Source organism: Catenuloplanes nepalensis (genome assembly GCF_030811575.1).
Taxonomy (GTDB): Bacteria; Actinomycetota; Actinomycetes; order Mycobacteriales; family Micromonosporaceae; genus Catenuloplanes; species Catenuloplanes nepalensis.
The window spans coordinates 1323525-1341200 of the sequence record NZ_JAUSRA010000001.1; the positions used below are offsets into that span (position 1 = coordinate 1323525).

General features: G+C 68.1%; 15 protein-coding genes and 1 pseudogene. 8 read left to right on the forward strand and 8 right to left on the reverse strand.

Annotated elements, in window-relative coordinates; all coding sequences use genetic code 11:
* Positions 1 to 6: 6 nt before the first annotated feature.
* Positions 7 to 1146: a DUF932 domain-containing protein gene (locus tag J2S43_RS05560; protein ID WP_306827482.1), complete on the reverse strand. Its 1140-nt coding sequence runs from the start codon at positions 1144 to 1146 to the stop codon at positions 7 to 9.
* 522 nt (positions 1147 to 1668) lie between these two features.
* Between J2S43_RS05560 and J2S43_RS05565 the strand changes: the two genes are divergently transcribed.
* Positions 1669 to 1911: a hypothetical protein gene (locus J2S43_RS05565; RefSeq protein ID WP_306827484.1), complete on the forward strand. Its 243-nt coding sequence runs from the start codon at positions 1669 to 1671 to the stop codon at positions 1909 to 1911.
* A gap of 765 nt (positions 1912 to 2676) precedes the next feature.
* Here J2S43_RS05565 and J2S43_RS05570 read toward each other — a convergent pair.
* Positions 2677 to 3111, reverse strand: a complete 435-nt coding sequence (locus J2S43_RS05570) for an SH3 domain-containing protein (RefSeq protein WP_306827485.1) — start codon at positions 3109 to 3111, stop codon at positions 2677 to 2679.
* A gap of 207 nt (positions 3112 to 3318) precedes the next feature.
* Positions 3319 to 3552, reverse strand: a complete 234-nt coding sequence (locus J2S43_RS05575) for a hypothetical protein (RefSeq protein WP_306827486.1) — start codon at positions 3550 to 3552, stop codon at positions 3319 to 3321.
* Positions 3553 to 4110: 558 nt separating this feature from the next.
* On the opposite strand from J2S43_RS05575, the gene J2S43_RS05580 reads away from it, so the two are divergent.
* Together J2S43_RS05580 and J2S43_RS05585 are read left to right on the forward strand one after the other, a co-directional pair.
* Positions 4111 to 5439 carry a hypothetical protein gene (locus J2S43_RS05580; RefSeq protein ID WP_306827487.1) on the forward strand — a complete coding sequence of 443 codons (1329 nt, stop codon included), beginning with the start codon at positions 4111 to 4113 and terminating at the stop codon, positions 5437 to 5439.
* Positions 5440 to 5656: 217 nt separating this feature from the next.
* Entirely contained in the window at positions 5657 to 5995 is a 339-nt protein-coding gene (locus tag J2S43_RS05585; RefSeq protein WP_306827488.1) for a hypothetical protein, read from the forward strand.
* A gap of 80 nt (positions 5996 to 6075) precedes the next feature.
* On the opposite strand, the gene J2S43_RS05590 is transcribed toward J2S43_RS05585, so the two are convergent.
* The gene (locus J2S43_RS05590) at positions 6076 to 6909 is read right to left on the reverse strand and encodes a helix-turn-helix domain-containing protein (RefSeq protein ID WP_306827489.1); all 834 of its coding nucleotides are present in this window, start codon (positions 6907 to 6909) and stop codon (positions 6076 to 6078) included.
* A gap of 168 nt (positions 6910 to 7077) precedes the next feature.
* Between J2S43_RS05590 and J2S43_RS05595 the strand changes: the two genes are divergently transcribed.
* The 3 genes from J2S43_RS05595 (at position 7078) to J2S43_RS05605 (ending at position 9415) form a co-directional block, all read left to right on the forward strand.
* Positions 7078 to 7554, forward strand: a complete 477-nt coding sequence (locus J2S43_RS05595; protein WP_306827490.1) for a hypothetical protein — start codon at positions 7078 to 7080, stop codon at positions 7552 to 7554.
* A 271-nt stretch (positions 7555 to 7825) separates the two neighbouring features.
* Positions 7826 to 8242 (forward strand): hypothetical protein, encoded by a 417-nt coding sequence (locus J2S43_RS05600; RefSeq protein ID WP_306827491.1) that lies wholly within the window; start codon positions 7826 to 7828, stop codon positions 8240 to 8242.
* A gap of 351 nt (positions 8243 to 8593) precedes the next feature.
* Positions 8594 to 9415 (forward strand): transposase family protein, encoded by an 822-nt coding sequence (locus J2S43_RS05605; protein WP_306827492.1) that lies wholly within the window; start codon positions 8594 to 8596, stop codon positions 9413 to 9415.
* Between the two features lie 355 nt (positions 9416 to 9770).
* Here the strand turns inward: J2S43_RS05605 and J2S43_RS05610 are convergent, their stop codons facing one another.
* Positions 9771 to 11264: an IS4 family transposase gene (locus J2S43_RS05610; protein WP_306827308.1), complete on the reverse strand. Its 1494-nt coding sequence runs from the start codon at positions 11262 to 11264 to the stop codon at positions 9771 to 9773.
* Between the two features lie 322 nt (positions 11265 to 11586).
* On the opposite strand from J2S43_RS05610, the gene tnpC reads away from it, so the two are divergent.
* On the forward strand, positions 11587 to 13002 hold the full coding sequence (tnpC, locus tag J2S43_RS05615; protein ID WP_306827493.1) for an IS66 family transposase: 1416 nt from the start codon (positions 11587 to 11589) through the stop codon (positions 13000 to 13002).
* Between the two features lie 471 nt (positions 13003 to 13473).
* Here tnpC and J2S43_RS42140 read toward each other — a convergent pair whose 3' ends face one another.
* The 3 genes from J2S43_RS42140 to J2S43_RS05625 all read right to left on the reverse strand — a co-directional run bounded on the left by J2S43_RS42140 (position 13474) and on the right by J2S43_RS05625 (position 16171).
* Entirely contained in the window at positions 13474 to 13941 is a 468-nt protein-coding gene (locus tag J2S43_RS42140) for a transposase (protein ID WP_370881603.1), read from the reverse strand.
* A gap of 30 nt (positions 13942 to 13971) precedes the next feature.
* On the reverse strand, positions 13972 to 14568 hold the full coding sequence (locus J2S43_RS42145) for a transposase (RefSeq protein WP_370881604.1): 597 nt from the start codon (positions 14566 to 14568) through the stop codon (positions 13972 to 13974).
* Positions 14569 to 14773: 205 nt separating this feature from the next.
* Positions 14774 to 16171, reverse strand: a complete 1398-nt coding sequence (locus tag J2S43_RS05625; protein WP_306827494.1) for an NF041680 family putative transposase — start codon at positions 16169 to 16171, stop codon at positions 14774 to 14776.
* 223 nt (positions 16172 to 16394) lie between these two features.
* Here J2S43_RS05625 and J2S43_RS05630 point away from each other — a divergent pair.
* Positions 16395 to 17250 (forward strand): annotated as a pseudogene (locus tag J2S43_RS05630) (IS5 family transposase).
* Positions 17251 to 17676 lie beyond the last annotated feature (426 nt).

Genomic DNA, 17676 nt, shown 5'->3' on the forward strand with positions numbered 1-17676 from the left:
CGGAGTTCAGGCCGTGGCGGCGAACCGCAGCGCCTGCCACGCGGTGCTTTCGAGTTTGTAGGCGGTGTCGGCGTCGGCGATGGTCTGCGCGACAGATGTGACCGCCTGCATGACGCCACCGGCGGAGGCATCGCCGCCGCGGATGAAGTGCGCGAGGATGTCCTGCTGCTGTTCCTTGGTGTACTGCAGCTTCTGGCCGACGAGTCTGATGGTGGCGTCCGGCGTGGCGATCGCTACGCCGGCGGTGATCTCCATCTCGCGCACGGCCCTGGCCAGGAAGTCCACGTTGAGGAACTCGCGGACGGCGTCAGTCGTCTGCGACCTGATGAGGTCCAGAACACGCCGCACGGTCTCCGGGGACGGTTCCAGAACACCGTCCTCGTCGATGATCTGCGGCCCGACGTGCTGGCGCGCCAGCACCGCGTGGTCGATGGTCATGCCATTGCGGCAGACCTCCATGCGCACCCACGGCGCCAGACCGTACCGGCCGTATCCGGTTTCGGAATTGGTGAGCAGGAACCCGCCGGAGATGATCGGCAGGTCGCTGCCGCGTCGCCCGTCGAACGGCGAACGGTAGTTCTTCAGCAGCTGTGGTGCGGCGACCTGTACGTCGGGGGAGACTACGCGCAGGTACAGCCGCCGGTCGCTGAGGTCGCAGTTCGCCACCGTGGTGTTCACGCCGGAATTGCGAATGCCGTCGAGCGCTGCCAGCATGACGTCGTAGTTGTCGATACGGGCGTAACGGTCGGACAGAAACGCTCGTGCGACGCCCACACCGGCATCGCCGCGCAGGCACCGTACGAGGAACCGGCGGCGGTCGCGCTCGAGCCAGCTGTTGACGTTGTCGTCGAGCAGCGGAACGTTCTCCCGCGCCATGCGGCGCATGTAGCGCAGGTCGATGTCGAGTTTGGTGGCGATGCCGGACATGGCGATGTCGTTCATGGCGTACGTGCCGGTCGTCAGGGTGACGCCGTCAGCGCTGAGATCCGGCTCGGTGTTCAGCATGAGGCTGCCGTCGATGCAGCGGATGGCGCCGGCGCCGGCGATCACGTCCACAGCGCGGGTGCGCTGATCCTTGAGCAGTGTGACGAGGGAGCCCAAGCCGATGTTGCGCTGCGGCGCGACGGCGATGGTGGGATGCGACATACAGGTCCTCCGGCGAGTGATTCGACCAGCGGCCGGCCGGGGCAGTGGATGAGAAACTGCCGCAGGTGGTGGCCGCGTGCTGACCGGGGGCGACGCGCGGGCCCGGGAAGGACGGACGCAAGGCAGCAAGGACGAGAAGATCTTGGCCGGAGGCCACAGATGTTCTCGGCCGGCCTTGCGCACGGACCCCGGGTCGGCCAGCGTGATCCCGGCAGCACCGGCGCGCCGCCGCGGCCTGTTCGTTCGTGCCCCCGGGCGGTAGCCGATGAGGATCTACTGCAGGTATCAAGACGACGTGCCACCAGGCATCAGGCCCGACCTGGACCCGGATGTGCTGCCGGGTTGGACACTTGACCGGCAATCCGCGGCCTGACTCGAACAGGAGCCGCTGCGCGCCGTGTCTGCGCGCCAGAGGGTGCGTCCGGCACGTCTCGCTGATGAGCGGGCCGCGCTCCACACCGCGCGGTGCGCCGAATCCACCCATCTGGTCGAACGCATGTTTGAATGAGTTGGCGTGGCGGTATGGGTCACGACAGCGCTCCCGAGCCGCTCCGGCTCGACCTCTCGGACGAGACGAGGGCCTGGCTGGAGAGCCGCGCGCAGGTGCTTTTCCACGGCCAGATCGGGCCGACCATCGCGTACTTCCTGGAGTGGGCCCATCGGGAGGAGTCACTGATCGGCGCCCGCGCCAAGGAGATACGGGAGCGGATGTATGGCAGTGATTGGGTGAAGCTTCGCCCGCCACCGGACGCCGGGGGACGGTAGTGGCGTGGATAGAGTCTGGCTGGAGGCGGTGCGTCACGGATCTCCCGCAAGAGTTCAGCGCCGCCTCCGGCCAGCACACAGGCGACCCCGCCCGGGCGGCCGATGGTTACGATCGCCGGCGGCGAACGGTGGGATGGGGTTCCGCGGGCCCGCGTGATCGCCGGGCTGGTCGGTGATCTTCGTTGGCGCGTTCCGTCGTGCTGTCAATGCGAAACGCACGCCTCACGTCAGTGAGGGTGTTTGTCCCTGCGCACGCGGGGGTGCGGCAGACGATGTCGCGTTCCTGCTCACCACACCGGATGCGGCCGGCCGGCACGGTTGAGCAGGCGCTGTATGCCATCCGGGGTGGAGCCACCTGCTGCTACGGCGATTGTCCACCCGTTCTTGTTGGCTTCTGACTCGGTCGAAGGATCTTGTATTCACCGACTGCGGCGCGTGCAGGGGGCGTCCGGATCGGCGACATCCGCCGGCCGCAGGTACTAGGACAGCCGCCGCGTCCCCGGGCCGGCGCGCAGCGTTGCCGGCATGAGTGTGAACTGGGCGGCTGACACCGACGCTGCGCGCAGGTGACTGACCAACTGCAAGCCCGGTTTACCCCGGCGACAGTGGTCCTGTGCCGACCTGCCGCACTATGACCTGGTTGTCGGCCAAATTCGCCTGGGCGCGGGATGAGCCACCGAAGCCGTCGGATACGGCGGGCCGCGCCGGACGGATGCCCGGCGCGGCCCGGAGACCGGTGTCGGCCGTGCCGGCCGACACCGGGCGTCAGCACGCCCGGTTGATGATTCGTGTGCCCGTCAGGCCGTCACTCCGGACGAAGCCGCTGACGCCGGTGGTGTTGTTCCTGACGTAGTCCCAGGCCCACCCGTCGTCACCCACGGCACCGCACCGAAACGTCACGCTTTCGCCCGCGTAGCCCAGACCCAGCACGGTGCAGGTCGTCGACGGGCCGCTGCGCAGGCGGATACCCGCGCCCGAGAAACCGACGCTGTACGGATCGGAGGCGCTGGGCTGCCAGCCGCAGCGCGGTGCCATCGCCAGGGCGGTGCCGTTCGTGTTGCCGCTCGCGCCCAGGGCTGTCGCGGTCTGCGAGGCGGGCTGCGCGGCCGCCGGGCTGGCGGCCACGACCGGCCCGGCAAGCAGTGGTAGACCGACGGTCACGGCGAGCGCCGCCCGGCGCGCAATTGCGGTGAGCTTCATCTGCTACTCCCTGTCTCGTGATCGTCCCCGGCCATTCGGCAATGCCCGTAACAGCGAGAACGACGATCGTCGCCATCGGTATGTAGCTATTGATGGCCGGCGACCTCAGGTTAGAACCGTGGTTACCCACAGTCATGACACCTGTTCAAGGAACATCGAGCCGCACAACACGATGCAGCCAAGCCGATTGCCACCGCACCCCTGCGCTTACTCGAGCAAGCCCTCGCACACCTGGCGTGGCTTCCGCCCGGGACGGTCCTCGACGGGAAACTCGTCACCTGGAGCTCCGGTGACCGCCCGAATAATCCGGACGGCGTTCTCGCGGCTCAGGTCACCGCCGAACGTCGCGAAGACCTGAGCCCTGTTGATGAACGCCTGAAGTTCCTCGCAGGTGTCGGGCCGGGCGGGTTCGCGGCGGCGCTCCTCGGCGCCGGCGAGCATCGCCCGGACCTCGGCGGGTCGAAGCTGTCCTCGCGGGGCTGGAGTGCCCGCTCGGCGAGGTGGGCGAGCCAGGCGGACGCCTTGCCGCCGGACGCCCGTTCGATGCGCGCGGCGAGGTTGTCTGGGACCTCGATGCTCAGGGTCCCCATGAGGCCAGAAAGATCAGCGGGAACTGGACCGGTGAGATGTGGGCGTTCGACCCCCGCTCCGAGACCGCCGTCCGTGAGCTGTGCACGAGCGTCTACGGCACCGACGGGTCCGACAACGACCAGCCCCGCGTCACGGCCCTATGGACGACACGGGCCAGATGTGCAATCACCGCATAATCGTCACGACTATGGGTCCGTGCGGGCAATCGCCATGCAGCTGACTGCTGCGATGGTCGAGTTAACAATTCGTCGAGACCCATGGCGGCTAGTGCATCTCGCTTTGTCCCGCGCCAAACTGCCCCGACCTGAGCGGGCGCATCCCGCGCTCGTAGACGTGGCTCCGCCGGCCGGCCACCGCGACCTGCCACCGCGACAGGACTCGCCGTTCCGCTAGCGCGGAGGAGGTGGAGTGCAGCGTCGGTGGGTAGATGCCCTGGCGCGTAAGACAGACGAAGCCCGGCGCGGCGACAAGAAGGTCATCGCGTTCAGCGACTGCCGGTGCCGGTGCCCCGACATCGCCACCCTGGAGGGCGTGGAGCAGATCACGCTCTCCGGCGACAAGCTGCGGTCCCGGCTCTGGAACTGGGACTACACCCACGTCACCTTCGACAACCCGCAGGACCCCCGCGCGGGCGGCAGTACCGTCCACCTCGGTGTCGCTGATACGACCAGGAGTTCTTCACCGAGCGCGGCGGATTCGGCTTCAGGCGTATGCACCGCAAGGTCCCTGGTGACCGACGCCGGTCTGCGCCCGTTGTGGAGCCGGCACTACAAGAGCGCGAAGTCGGCGTTCGGCCCCACCACCACGAAGAAACTTGCGAGCCTGCTGGAACTGCACCCCGCCCCTGGCGGCGAGATCCGGGTACTGACCGAGGCGCGGCGACTGAACCACCGCGAGGGCGTGTGCCGCTGGTGCCAGGCCAGGATCTCTCCCGGTCTCGGCCACCTGGTCGGGCACGGTGACGCCATCACAGTCGAGCGCTTCGGGCAGTGCCCGACCCGGGCCGCGCAGAACGGGGCCCGGTGCGTGTTGTGCGGGATCACCGTCACCGCCAGCCGGCCCGGTGCGCCGGCGTCGGAGGTCCTGGTCCGCGAGGGCACCGGCCGCTGGGTGACCCGCCACCTCGCATCGGTGCGGTGCACCTCCACCCCGCCGGAGAGCCACGAGGACTACCTCGCCCGCCGCGCCGCCGCACGCGCGGCCGAGGACGCCGCGCGGGCCGCAGGCCGGCGCAAGCAGGCCGAAGCCGACGAGCGCCGCGCCCGGCGGGCCGCCCAGCGCCGCGTCGACGCCCACGCCGCGCAAGCGGCGGAGGCCGCCCGGGTCGCGGGACTTCACGAGACCGGCCGGACCACGGTCAACCTCCACGACAAGGGCCTCGGCGGCAGCCTGCGCGCGGCCATGGACGAGATCACCGTCGCCCTGTCCGACGGCACCACCACGACCCGGTGGTCGGTGCGCACCTACCATCGCACCGCCACCGGATGGACCGGCGAGGACTATGACCCGGACGAGGGCCACGACGCCGAGTACACCACCAAGGCCGACGCCCAGTACGCCTACCGGGCGCTGAAGTTCCAGCCGGACCGGCCGGCACGCGTCACCTCCGGAGGCCGCGCAGGCGACCAGTGCGGCCGCGGCGGCGCGCGGATTGCCCGCAACGACTCCTCCGGAATCGCCGGCATCGTGTGCGCCGGGTGCGATCGGTGCGCTGATGTCGAGCTGTCGTTCGCCTGACCCGCGCCGGACGAGCCGCTCACCGGCGCCCACCGATAGAAGGACGCGTGACCGCGGCACCCGAGACCCGCACCGAACCGCCCCGTCACCGTCCCGCTCCGCCCGCACCACCTCATCCCGGCGGTGTCCACGCGCTCTGGACGCCATCGACATTCCACCTCTGGCGGGCAGCCCGCCCGCGCAGGGACCGCACCGCACCGCACCGAGGAGAACTGACGTGCCCTGGAACCACATGCAAATCTCGATCAAGGCCGACGACCTGCTGATCCTGCCTCAGATCGGACCGGGCGAGATGACCCGCGAGCAGGCCCACACCGAAGTTCAGAACCTGCTCGACCGGATTCCCCAACTGGCGACGACCGCAGCGACCTGGCGCAGAGGCGCGAAAGACGACACCGTCTTCTCCGGGCCTCTGGTGTGGTGCATCTACGAACACCCTGCCGGGGAAGATCCGCGCCTGGCGGCACAGGTCTGGCTTGACGACTACGCCGCGACGATGCGTACGGCCGGACTGGACGTCCAGATCGCCAAGCTTCCCCCCCCGACTGATCTTTAAGCCAAAACTCCGCGGACCGGCCGGCGCCGGGATGACACATATCGTGCCGCTGGGCGTGGACGGTTGGGCTCGGTGTGAAGTCAGCGGCGCCGGCGCAGCCGTTGCGACACGGTTTGATTCGGCACCCCGGTCGCCCGGCTGATCTCCGACTGACGCACGCTGTCGTCGACCAGCCGCTGCGCGATCCGCGACCACGTCTCGATGTCGGCGGACGCCGCGTCGAGTGCACGGCGTTCATGGGCGGTGAGTAGCCGGCCCCGCCGGGCCCGCGCACCGGTTTGTGCGCGGATCGCGGCGCGCTGAGGACGGTACTGCCCCTCGCTACCGACCGCTGCGCGCGCCGCGTGAGGATCGCGATGCGTTTCCAGCGCCCGGCGTCCGGCGCTGCCGGGCTGAGACTGCGGCATCGCGGCGAACCGCTGCTGGCTGGCGGGCGAGGCCAGCGACTGGCCGGTCGACAACCCGTGCCGGGCCCGGTAGTCAGCGGCGGACAGACCGTGGACATACCAGGCATGGGTACCGAACGCGCGTTTCCAGAGGCCGCATTCGTGGCAGAGCAGCTGCTGGCCGTCGTCACTGACCGTCAGCTGCGCCCACTGCCCGTGCCCATCCGGATCACCCGGCGACAGGCCCTCAGATGCGAAGGGCTGTGCAGGACGGTCGGGATGCGGGTGCACCAGTCGGGTCGCCCCGCCGCGCCCGGGCAGGGGCACACCCCAGTCGGTGAGCCGGTTCGCCAGTGTCGACCGTGCCACTCCGTACTGGGCGGCGAGGCTGTTCACGCTCGTTCCCGCCTGATACGCGGCGATGATCTCCTGCTGCGGCAGCGGGCGTGGTGCCGGCCCGCGGAGGGCCACCGCGGTCTGCGGTGAGCCGGTGCGGGACCTGCTGTGAGGCGTGCCGGTGCCGGTCATAGCGCGTGCTCCTGCGAGATCAGTCGAGGTGGAGACAACGTACCTGTCGGTATGGACGGTCCGAAGCGATCGCCGGGAGCACGGCGCACGGGTATGTCGCCTCCCGGCCGCAGCCCCGGCGCGCTCCAGCGTGGCCTGCGCACACGGGGTCAACGTATCGTTGACCCCGTGACACGATCGGCGGAGGCCGCACCCACCAGCGGCAGGGTGCGTCTCCAACCCGATGGCCGGCACGGCGCCGTCATCGGTACAGTCGCCGGCACCGACGAAACAACTATCGAGGTGCTCCTCGACGACGGCACGACGACCACCGTCTCCGCCACCACACTGACCAGGCCGCCGCATCTTGCCGCCGATCCCGCCGGGTACACCGCCGCCATCGCAGCGAACGAACGACCAGCGACACGAGTGCACCCCGACGAGCGCGAAGCCCCGGCGCTGTCGGACTATCTCGACGCGCTCGCCGGGATACAGGCATACCGCCGGCAGGTGGACCAGGACGAACTACGGCTCATCGACGCGGCAAGAGCCGCCGGCGCGACCTGGCAGCAGATCGGACTCGCGCTCGGTTCCGATCACGGCGGCGCTAAACAACGCGGCCACCGCCGTCAGCAGGCCCTCGCCACCCGCAGCCAGCCGGCCTAACCGGGCATCCCGGCTCCCTTACACAAGCCGCCATCCGGCCGCTCGCGCGACAGCATTCCCACGCGGGCTGCGGCCAGACACTCTCGGACGTAGTCCATAAGTTCGCACCGGCGTGGTTCCATCCGCCCGGGCGCCGCGCCCACCAGATCACCGAGGACGAACACGCCGCAGGGGGTAGCAGGGACGACGGCCCCTGACCAAGCCGGTCACGCGGAGCGGAAGGTCGTGCGTCACCTGGTGCGGAGTCGGTCCTGTCTCGTAGGGTCGCCCCATGATCAAACCGGGGGATGAGATCGAGGGCGCCACCGCCGACCTCGCAGTGGCCGCACTCGCCGCGCTGCTGGCCGATGCGCACGAGCGCGCCAAAGAGCTGGACGTCACCAAGGTCAAGTACCGCGCGGCGCACATCGAGGGAGCACCGGTACGCGATCCGGCCGCTGACGCCGGCGGATGGTTCGCCTGGCGGATACTGATGTCCGACGGCCGCGAAGTCCCGGTGTTGATCCCCGGCGTCGACCTGAACAAGATCCGCGGGAACCTGTCGGCCGCAGCACCACGTATCGGGATCGGCACGGCGCTGTGGTGGTGGACGGACGCCGTCGCATCGCTGGCCGACGAGGGCGCGGCACTACGACCTGAACTTGTATCGCCGAAGGCCGGACCGATGAAGCCGTCACCGCCGAAATGACCGGCACATCGCTCTGGCCCTTCGCCCGTGAGCGCCGCTGTGGTGCCATCACGGCCGACGCGGTGTCGGCCGTGGCGATCACTGCCTCGGCCATCGCCATCAGCTTTCCATGCGCGTCAAGGAAGCCCTTAAAAGACTTCCCGCTGGAGTGCTAGGCGGTGGGGTTAGGTGGACGCCGGAAGACTGCTCGCGATTGAGCCATTCCGCGCAACGACTCTGTGACGCTTAGTGACCGATCTGTGGAGTCCGCACGCGACACGCCGAAGTCGTTGCGCTGCAACGAGAAGACGCAGGATCCCGGTATGAAGGTGGCCTCTCACAGCAACACTTTCAAAGGATCCTGCGTCGACGATGAGTGTGTCATACACGGCGGTCCTGCCGCTGCGCGAAGAGACCGTGACGTTCCTGGCCGGCCTGCTGGACGCCGAACGTGCCCGCCGGGGCACCCGGACCGGGACCAGGTCGTTGACCTGCCGTGAACAGGCGATCCTGGTGTTGCGCTGGTTCTGCGACAGCACCCGGATGAGTCAGCTGGCCCGGGACAACGCGATCAGCACGTCGACCGGCTACGACTACCTCCACGAGGGTATCGACGTGCTCGCCGCCCGCTCCCCGAGCCTGCACGGTGCGCTGCTGGCGGCGAAAGCCGCTGGTCATGACTACGTCACCATCGACGGCACCCTGATTGAGACCGACCGCTGCAGCACCCCAGGACCGACTGAAGGCGTCGATCTGTGGTGGTCGGGAAAGCACCACACCCACGGCGGGAACATCCAGGTCATCGGCGTGCCTGACGGCTGGCCGATCTGGACCTCCGACGTGCGTCCCGGCCGGGAACACGACACCACCGCCGCTCGCACCGACCCCGAACTCCTGCCCGCCCTCACCGACGCCGCCGACGACCTACGCGCCCTCGGCGACCTCGGCTACGAAGGCCTGGCCGACACGGTCACAGTCGCGTACAAGAAACCCAAGAACGGCGGACTGCTACTGGTCCAACAGCAGTTCAACAAGGCCCACAACAGCCTCCGCGCCGTCGGCGAACGCGCCAACGCCCTGCTCAAGATGATATTCCGAGCCCTCCGCAACATCGGCCTCAACCCATGGCGGATCGGAAAGATCGTCGCTGCGGCTCTGGTCATTCTGCACACCGAGCACGGACGCACAACGTAGCCACCGCCAGTAGTCAACTCGTTGCGCGGACAAGCTCATTGCCTGGCCACGCGAGTCAAGACTGGGGTCTGATCGTACCAGCGACGCGGCCTTCCCGACCAAAAAATTCTTTCTGGCAGTTCGTGCCGCAATTTTACCCATCGAAGTCCCGCAGAATCGGTGAATTCCACTACTATCTGGAACTGTTCGTGTACCGATTTCGCTAGATCAAGCCTCTTGTCTCCATGTAAATTGACTTTCGTCTTTTCTGTAAACGAATTTCCGCCAGGCAAAATCTCGCGATGTATCGCATCCGTCGCGCCCAGTTCGGTTACGATGGAAACCGTAACCATTGCCAGGGGTTCGGTACACTGACCTAAACTTTGGCCGTTTTGGTGGTTGTGGGTAGTTCTGGCGGGTTAATGGTTATCTCGTACGTGACGTTGCGGGTACGTTCTGTTTCACGTTGAGCGGGTGTTCGTGGTCCGCTGCGTTGTCGGTGGTGGCGTGTGAGGGGCTGGCTGGCGATAGCGGCGACCAGTGCGGTGGCCGGGTGGGGATCGTGGTGTCCGCAGTTGACGCAGGGGCCGCGGTCGGCGGCGAGCAGGTTGCGGGTCAGGGCGAGTACGGCGGTGAAGCTGATCGCGTCTGGGTCGATGTTCAGATCGGTTGCGGTGGTAACGGCGAGGCGTACGAGGGCGTTGTAGACCGTGAGCAGGGCCCAGAGTTCCTGGTAGGCCAGTTCTGGGGCCTGCCCGCGCAGGCGGGTGCCGGGCTCGCGGAGCGTGACCTTCAATCGTGCGTAGGTCAGTTCGATCTGCCAGCGTTCGGCATACAGTGCGGCGATCTGATCGGCGGGGTAGCGGTGGTGGTCGAGCAGGGTGGTCAACACCCGATACCGGCTGGTCTTGATCGGTCGGCCGCTGCGGTCGCGGCTGGTCACGGTGAACTCGACCAGCCGGGTGAGTACTGGTTGCAGCCGGGGCAGGCTCTTGTCGCCGCAGGTTTTGCGGCGCCGGGCGAGCATCTGGTCGGACTCGTGCAGCATCACCCGGGCGGAGGCGTCGGGCAGTGTCTTGTCCAGGCGGGCGGGCAGGCTCCGGGCGCCGTTCTTGACCCGCCACACCAGGTGCGCTCCGGTCGTGGACGCGCGGACCCAGCGGTCCATCGAGAAGAACCCGCGATCGGCCAGGTTGATCGTGCCCGGCCGCAGCTCGCTGATCAGCGAGTCGGCCAGGACCTGTTCGCTGACACCGGACGAGCCGATCCGGGCCGCTTGGATCCATCGGTTGCCGCAGGTCACCAGAGCGACCATCCGGGCCTGCGGGAACCGGCCTCCGGCCGGGGTGGTGAACCGCTCGCGCATCGCGGCCGTGTCGGCCAGGTCGAACACGGTGCCGTCGATCGCGGTCGCCAGCAGACCGAACGCGTACGACTCGGTTCCCGCCGGCGGCATATCGGCTGCGGCGGCGGCGAACAGTCGTTGCCACACCGCGGCCGGCACCCGGGCGCGAGCCTTGGACACCGCCGGCCCGCTCGGGGTGCCCTCTACCCGGACCCGCGGGATCGGTGCGGTAACCCGGGCGGTCACCACATCGACGCTTTCCCGGCGGAACAGGCACAATCCGAGCACGATCATCGCGGTGACCGCGCCGGTCAGCACCCGCCGGCGGCCATCGACATGCCCGGCCTCGGCCTGTGCCCGCTCGATCAGTTCCGGCTCCGCCAGGACCGGCCACAACCGGCCGGTCACCCGCTCGTCCAGCACGCCGAACCCGGCCGGGCCGGCGATCACCGCCGACCGCAACGCCTCCCGCTGATCAGCGGGCTGTCGCACCACGCCGGCGGACACCATGGCAGAATCGGCCACCGAAGCTCCTGGTTGGAACATGTTGATCTAGTCAATCCCATGTCCTATCAGGAGCTTCTTCATATCTCGCACCCGGCCCACCAGCGGCCGAAAAAGGACTATTGACCACCAAACGGTCTTGAGTTTAGGTCAGTGGGGTTCGGTACTGTGGTTAGTCACCGACCAATGCAATAGGCACATCGAAGGCTTGTCGCCATTTGGGCGATTTAGCGGTGCGACTCCCTCCAATAGGCCCACCATTAGTCGCGCCTGTGCGGCGTAACTGGATAGGTAGTCCGGGCGGCAGCGAGGTCCGATGTAGAGGCTGGTAGGTTCATGGGTCGTGTCTGACCTGCCGTCGCCGTCGTATGACGATCTCCTTGCGGAGAACGTGGTGTTGCGGGCGATGGTGGCGGACGTGACGGCTCGGCTGGAGCAGGCGATGGGCCGGATCGCGGAGCTTGAGGCTCGGTTGAAGCAGTCGTCGTCGAACTCGTCGAAGCCTCCCTCGTCGGACGGGTTGGCGAAGCCGTCGCCGAAGTCGTTGCGGCCGCGGTCGGGTCAGGGTCCGGGACGGCCGAAAGGCCAAGACGGGGTCACTTTGCAACGCTTCGCGGATGCGGATGTGGTCCGGCACGTGCCCGCGGTGTGCGGCGGGTGCGGGGATAGCCTGGCCGGCGCGGACGAGGTCGATATGTTCTGGCGGCAGGTGGTCGATGTGCCACCGGTGACACCGCAGGTGACCGAGCATCAGATGATCACCGTCAAATGCCGGTGTGGGCACCACACCACCGCGCCCGCACCACCGGAAGCGACGGCACCGATGGTGTACGGGCCTCGGCTGGCCGGGATCGGGGTGTATCTGCTGCACGGGCAGTTCCTGTCGGTGTCGCGGACCGCCGCCGCGCTCAAGGACCTGTTCGGGGCGCCGGTCGCCGCCGGCACGGTGGCCGGCTGGGTGAAACGCACCGCGCTGGGCATCATCGACACGGTGTTACCGGTGATCGCTGGGCGGATCATCAACGCACCGGTCGCGAATTTCGACGAGACCGGGATGCGGGTCGCCGGCCGCCTGGCGTGGCTGCACTCGGCGTCCACTCCCACGGATGTGCTCCTCGCGGTGCACACCACACGCGGCACGAAAGCGATGGACGCGATCGGGGTGCTGCCGACGTTCACCGGGGTCGCGGTGCACGACGCGTGGGCGCCGTACGACACCTACACGCACATGAGCCACGCCCTGTGCAACGCGCACGCGTTGCGTGAGCTGATCTACGTCACCGACACCGCTACCGGTCCGGTCGCCGAGCACGCCGAGCAGGCGGCCACCGCGCTGCGCCGGCTGAACCGGCTCACCGCCGACGCCACCGAGCGGATCCCCGACCCGGAGAAGCTCGCCTTCTACCAGCACGTCCTGCACAGCGCAGTCGTCCTCGGCGTCGCGGCCACCGCCACGCGGGCCAGCAAACTCGAACGCAAATACCACGCCCTGTTCGTCCGGCTCCGCAACCGCCGCGACGACTACCTGCGCTTCGTCACCGACCCCGCCGTCCCGTTTGACAACAACCGGGCGGAGCAGACGATCCGTATGCCGAAACTACGTGTCAAGGTCTCCGGCAGCATGCGCACCACGACCGGCGCCGAACACTTCGCCGCGATCCGCAGCTACACCGCCACCGCCGCCCGGCAAGGCATCGACACCCTCGACGCCCTCATCCAGGCCACCACCGGCAACCCCTGGATCCCCACCCCGGCCTGACCGGCAACCACCACCGGCCCGTCACGTGGCCCGGGGCCGCCGCGTGCCCAAATCAGCCACCTATCCAGTCACTGTGCGGCCTCGCGATCAGCCGCATCTTCTTTCCTACTTCTAATCTCATGCAACAATAGCCAGCCCGTGAATATAACGGCCGTGAACGAGAAAAGGGCACTTGCAATACTTCCCCAAGCTTGCATCCAGTCGGTGATCTTTGGCGCTTCCTCGGCTAGCACAGTGGACCATCGTAGATGGTATTGGCAACATGGAGTCTGATGGCTGCCAGGTGTCGCTATCCAGCGGGAATGCCATGTCGGCCTCGATCCGTCAGAGGGTTTTGATCCTCGGTCGTCCGTTCGGCTTGACCGTTTTGTCCTTCGCTGGTGAGTGCGGGTTGGCCGCGTGGTGCCGCGGATGCGTCCGGTCTCCGTGCCCGGGAAGGGTCTTTCTGCTGGTAGGGCGGGGTGTTGTGGTTTAGGTGGCTGTTGGCAGGGTGTTCAGGCGTTGCCAGCAGAGGGTGAAAGCGTCGGCCCAGGGCCAGGTGTCGGGGATGGACAGTCGGCGCTGGCGGGCGTGGGTGGTGAGTTCCGCGGGCAGGTGCAGGAGCCGGTAGCGCAGTGTTTCGGGTTCGGCGTGGGCGAGGTCGGGTTGGTCGTGCCGGGTCCAGCAGCTCAGGTCGGCGGCGATGTTGCAGGTCAGGACCCAGCCTTGGTTGACGGTCCAGTCGTTGCTGGGCAGGTTGTTTAGGCCCATGGCTTTGTTCGTCCGGACGCGGTTTTCGACGCCGGCGTGGGAGCGGTGCAGGGCGTCGAGCCACTGGGGGTGGTGCGAGCCTGCCAGCCGGTGCAGGCGGGTGATGTTGGTCGCGACGATCTGGTAACGCCAGCCGGTGGCCTGTTCCAGGGCGGTGAGTTTCTTGGCGTGCCGGGCTGAGGGCCGCACCCGCCGCACGATCAGTCGTAGCCCGGCCGGTCAGCCGGCGAGCCGTTGGTTGAGGCCGGTCAGTTCGGCGGCCTGCGCAAGCGTGGTGACGGTGCCGTCCTGGTGCAGGGTGTCGGTCCACGCCGTTTCGGGTAGCGCGGCGATCGCGGTCTCATCGGCCTCGGTGATCGTCCAGCCGACGGTGAACTTCACGCTGCGCCACAACCGGTTCAGTTGTTCCAGGTGATCGAGGAGGTCGTGGGTCGCGCCGGCCCCGTCGACCCGGATGAGGATCTTGCGCCGGTAGCCGGCGGGGAGTTGCGCGATCGCGTCGGTGAGGACACGCAGGTGATCGGCGACCGTGTTCGAGCCGGCGTTACCCGGGCGCAGCAGCATCGCGAAGGGCTCACCGGTGTTCGCGCACCACCCGCCCAGGGGGTGGAACCCGAACCCTTTCTTGAACGTCGCGGCGGCGCCCCGCTTGGCCGAGTGTGCGGTGATCAAGGTGGCGTCGAGATCGATGACCACCCACCCGGACAGCAGTTTCCCGGCCACCATCAGCCACGGGAAGCCCTGCGGGCGGCGGGCGAGGAGGTCCCAGACCCGGGCCCGGACTGTCGCCCTCGCCTTTGCGATCCGCGTGAGCACTGGCGAACACCGGCCATGCGATCACCATGCACCGCGCCGCTCCGCAAGCATCTCGCGTCCTGCTTCACTGGACGGGGGCGCGCAGCGTGAGCGGCCTACCAGCCACCTCGTCGTGCGGCCGGTCCTGAACGCTGATGGGCAGGGCCGGCAGCATGGATGGGTATGCAGGACGTCGAGTGGTGGCTGGCGGCCCTTAGCTTCGCGTTTAACGTCGTTTTCGTCTTTTTGGGGTCTTGACCTGGGTTTTCTTGGCGGCTGGGTGGTGTTGCGCTGGTGTGGATCGGGAGCCTTTCGGGCGTCCTGGGCCGGGTCTGGTGGATTTCGGCGGGCTGGCGGGGGTGCCGAGGTGTGGCAGTAGGTGCCCGAAACCCTGGCGGACGCGGCCTGGTGTCAATGTGTGGGTGGGTTGTGGTGGCTGCCAGGGCAGCCGGTGATCGGCGACGAGTGTCCGGGCGAGCCGGAGCTGGTTGAGCGCGGTCAGGATCAGCCAGGTCCATCGGTCGGCCTGTTCAGGGGTGCGGAGTTTCGGGGTGGTCCAGCCCAGTGCTTGTTTGGCGAATCGGAAGGTGTGTTCGATGTCGAACCGGCGCAGGTAGGCCCGCCAGACCCGGTCGAGGTCCAGATCGGAGTCTGCGGGTCCGTGCCACCACAGCCAGACCGTTTTCGGTTCCCGGTCCCGGCGGCCGGGCAGCCGGGACACGCGCAGCCGGATCAGGGTCCCCTCGACGACCGTCATCGCGCCGTCCGGGTCGCGGTAGGTGTCCTGTTTCGGGTGCAGCCGGTGCCAGGCGGACACCTCGACCCGGCCGTAGACGTCGTCGTCGGTGTCGCCACGGGCGTCCGGTGACGGCCAGGTGCCGGGGTCGGCGCAGGACAGGCGGTGTCCGTGCCGTCGGGGCCGGCCGGGACGCCCGTCAGCGCGGGGGCCGCCCGGCCCGTAGTAGGTGCGGTCGTTACGGACCCGGACCACGATCTGCGTTCCGGTCCCGGCCAGCGCGACCGATAGCTGGACCGGGTCGTAGCCGGCGTCGAAGGCGAACAATGCCGGCATCGGCAGGATGCCAAGCCGCGGCAGGACCGCTTTCACCTGCCCGGCTGCGACCAGGTTCGGGTTGTCGGCGACCGTCAGCCGGCGGTGGTCCAGCGGTGCCGTCCACGAACCGGCCCGGCCGGACAGCCCGACCAGCCACGAATAGCACCAGCCCGCCACGATCGGTTGCCCCGCCGAATGCCGCGACGGGTGATAGTAGAAACCACGCCCCGGCGAGCACTCCGCATCACAGCGTGCCCAGACCGACCCGTCGATCGCGAAATCCGGCCGCCACGACCGCGGCCACGCCGACGCCAGCACGTCCCGCAGCAGATCTTCATCGATCCGGCCGGCGGACAACGCCGCGTATCCGGCACCATGACCACGCCGCGCGCCCGGCACCAGCGACAGATGCGCCACCCCGGCGACCGCAACCGGCTCACATATCCCATCGATAAGATCGAACAGCGCATCTGCCCGCCGATCGAAGCAGTCGTATACCTCGCCCCGGAACCGCCGAAGTTCACCCTGGTCAACCCACGCCGCTCGAACGACACTACAAGCAACGGCCACCTGGTCCTCCCTGAGAAGAATCGCCTTCTACCTCAGACTGATCAGGTGGCCGCCTTCCGGCAGTCCCTCAACCGAGCGACTGAACCCGGACCCGACGTTAAACGCGAAGCTTAGAGCGACCGGCACTAGGTCAAGATCCACATAGGTGGGACCCCGGTGTGGAGGGCAGGCACGGGTCCATCGATTATCGGAGTTCTTCACGCTTCGTAACCGATGGAGTCCCGTGCCTGTCCTGCCATCATCGTTGTTCGAGCCTGTCTGGGTCCAGTTCGCCGCGCTGCTCCCGCCTCGGCCCAGGGTGGCCGCGTCGCATCCGCTGGGATGTCATCGGCCCCACATCCCGGACCGGGTCGTGTTCGAGCACGTCATCGCCGCGCTGGTGCACGGTTCGGGCTACGAGGTGATCGCGACCGAGGCGTGTTCGGACCGGACGATCCGCCGCCGTCTGGCTGTCTGGGCCGAGGCGGGTATCGCTCAGCAGGTCCATGAGCTGGCGTTGGACGCCTACGACCTGATGATCGGCCTGGACCTGGCCGATGTCAGCGTCGACGGTGCGATCACGAAAGCCCCGTGCGGCGGCGAGAAAGCCGGCCGGTCACCGGTCGACCGCGGCAAGGGCGGGATGAAACGCTCGACCGGCGCCGACGCGACCGGGATCCCGCTCGGGATCGTCTCGACCAGCGCGAACCGGCACGACTCGCTTTTGCTACGCGATACGTTCTCCGCCTGCTCCACCCAGATCGGCCACCGGTGGCCCGACCGCGTCGCCGCGCACCTCGACGCCGCCTACGACAGCCGGCGCACCCGCGACCTGCTCGACGAACTCGGCTTCGACGCCGACATCGCCCGCAAAGGCGTCCCCGCACCCATCCAGGCAGGTAAACGCTGGGTCGTCGAACGCACCAACCTCCTGGATGAACGACTTCGGCAAGATCCGCCGCTGCACCGACCGCAAGGCCACCATCATCGACTTCTACCTCTACCTCGCCGCCGCGATCGTCACTGTCCGTCAACTCATCCAACGCGCCCGAACCCGCTACCGATGGCAGACCCGGCCCACCACCCGCAGACTCAAGTGAACCTATTGCCGGGCGCTCTTATTCGCTGTGGCGGGGGCGGTAGAAGCCAGTCGAGCTCGCGGAGTTCTCGCAGCGCCTGGGTTCAGACGGTTTGGCAGTCTGGGCAGGTCGGTGCCGTCGTCGAGCACCGCGAGGACTGAGGCTCCGATGGGCAGCGGCAGCTCGCACATCACCTGGTCAGGCCGTTCGGGATGTGGCCGGTGCCAGACGGCCTCGCCGTTGAGCTGGAGCCAGCCGGTCGGCGTTCGCCAGGTTCCGGCTGCGTCGGCCGAACCGCAGTCCGTAGCGCCAGCAACGAGCGGATCGGCCGGGTAGCGACGGCGCATTGCTGCGCCGCCGCCCCCTCAGAGTGAAGTGGGCCGCCAGCGAGGTGCCCGTGGTGTGGGTCCTTTTCTGTCGGCCTCTTCCCGAACCGTGCTTGTCGGT

Excerpts from the sequence above, each read along its gene's own strand:
- J2S43_RS05560 (WP_306827482.1), bottom strand. The coding sequence starts at position 1,146 with ATGTCGCATCCCACCATCGCCGTCGCGCCGCAGCGCAACATCGGCTTG.
- J2S43_RS05565 (WP_306827484.1), top strand. The coding sequence starts at position 1,669 with ATGGGTCACGACAGCGCTCCCGAGCCGCTCCGGCTCGACCTCTCGGAC.
- J2S43_RS05570 (WP_306827485.1), bottom strand. The coding sequence starts at position 3,111 with ATGAAGCTCACCGCAATTGCGCGCCGGGCGGCGCTCGCCGTGACCGTC.
- J2S43_RS05575 (WP_306827486.1), bottom strand. The coding sequence starts at position 3,552 with ATGCTCGCCGGCGCCGAGGAGCGCCGCCGCGAACCCGCCCGGCCCGAC.
- J2S43_RS05590 (WP_306827489.1), bottom strand. The coding sequence starts at position 6,909 with ATGACCGGCACCGGCACGCCTCACAGCAGGTCCCGCACCGGCTCACCG.
- J2S43_RS05600 (WP_306827491.1), top strand. The coding sequence starts at position 7,826 with ATGATCAAACCGGGGGATGAGATCGAGGGCGCCACCGCCGACCTCGCA.
- J2S43_RS05605 (WP_306827492.1), top strand. The coding sequence starts at position 8,594 with ATGAGTGTGTCATACACGGCGGTCCTGCCGCTGCGCGAAGAGACCGTG.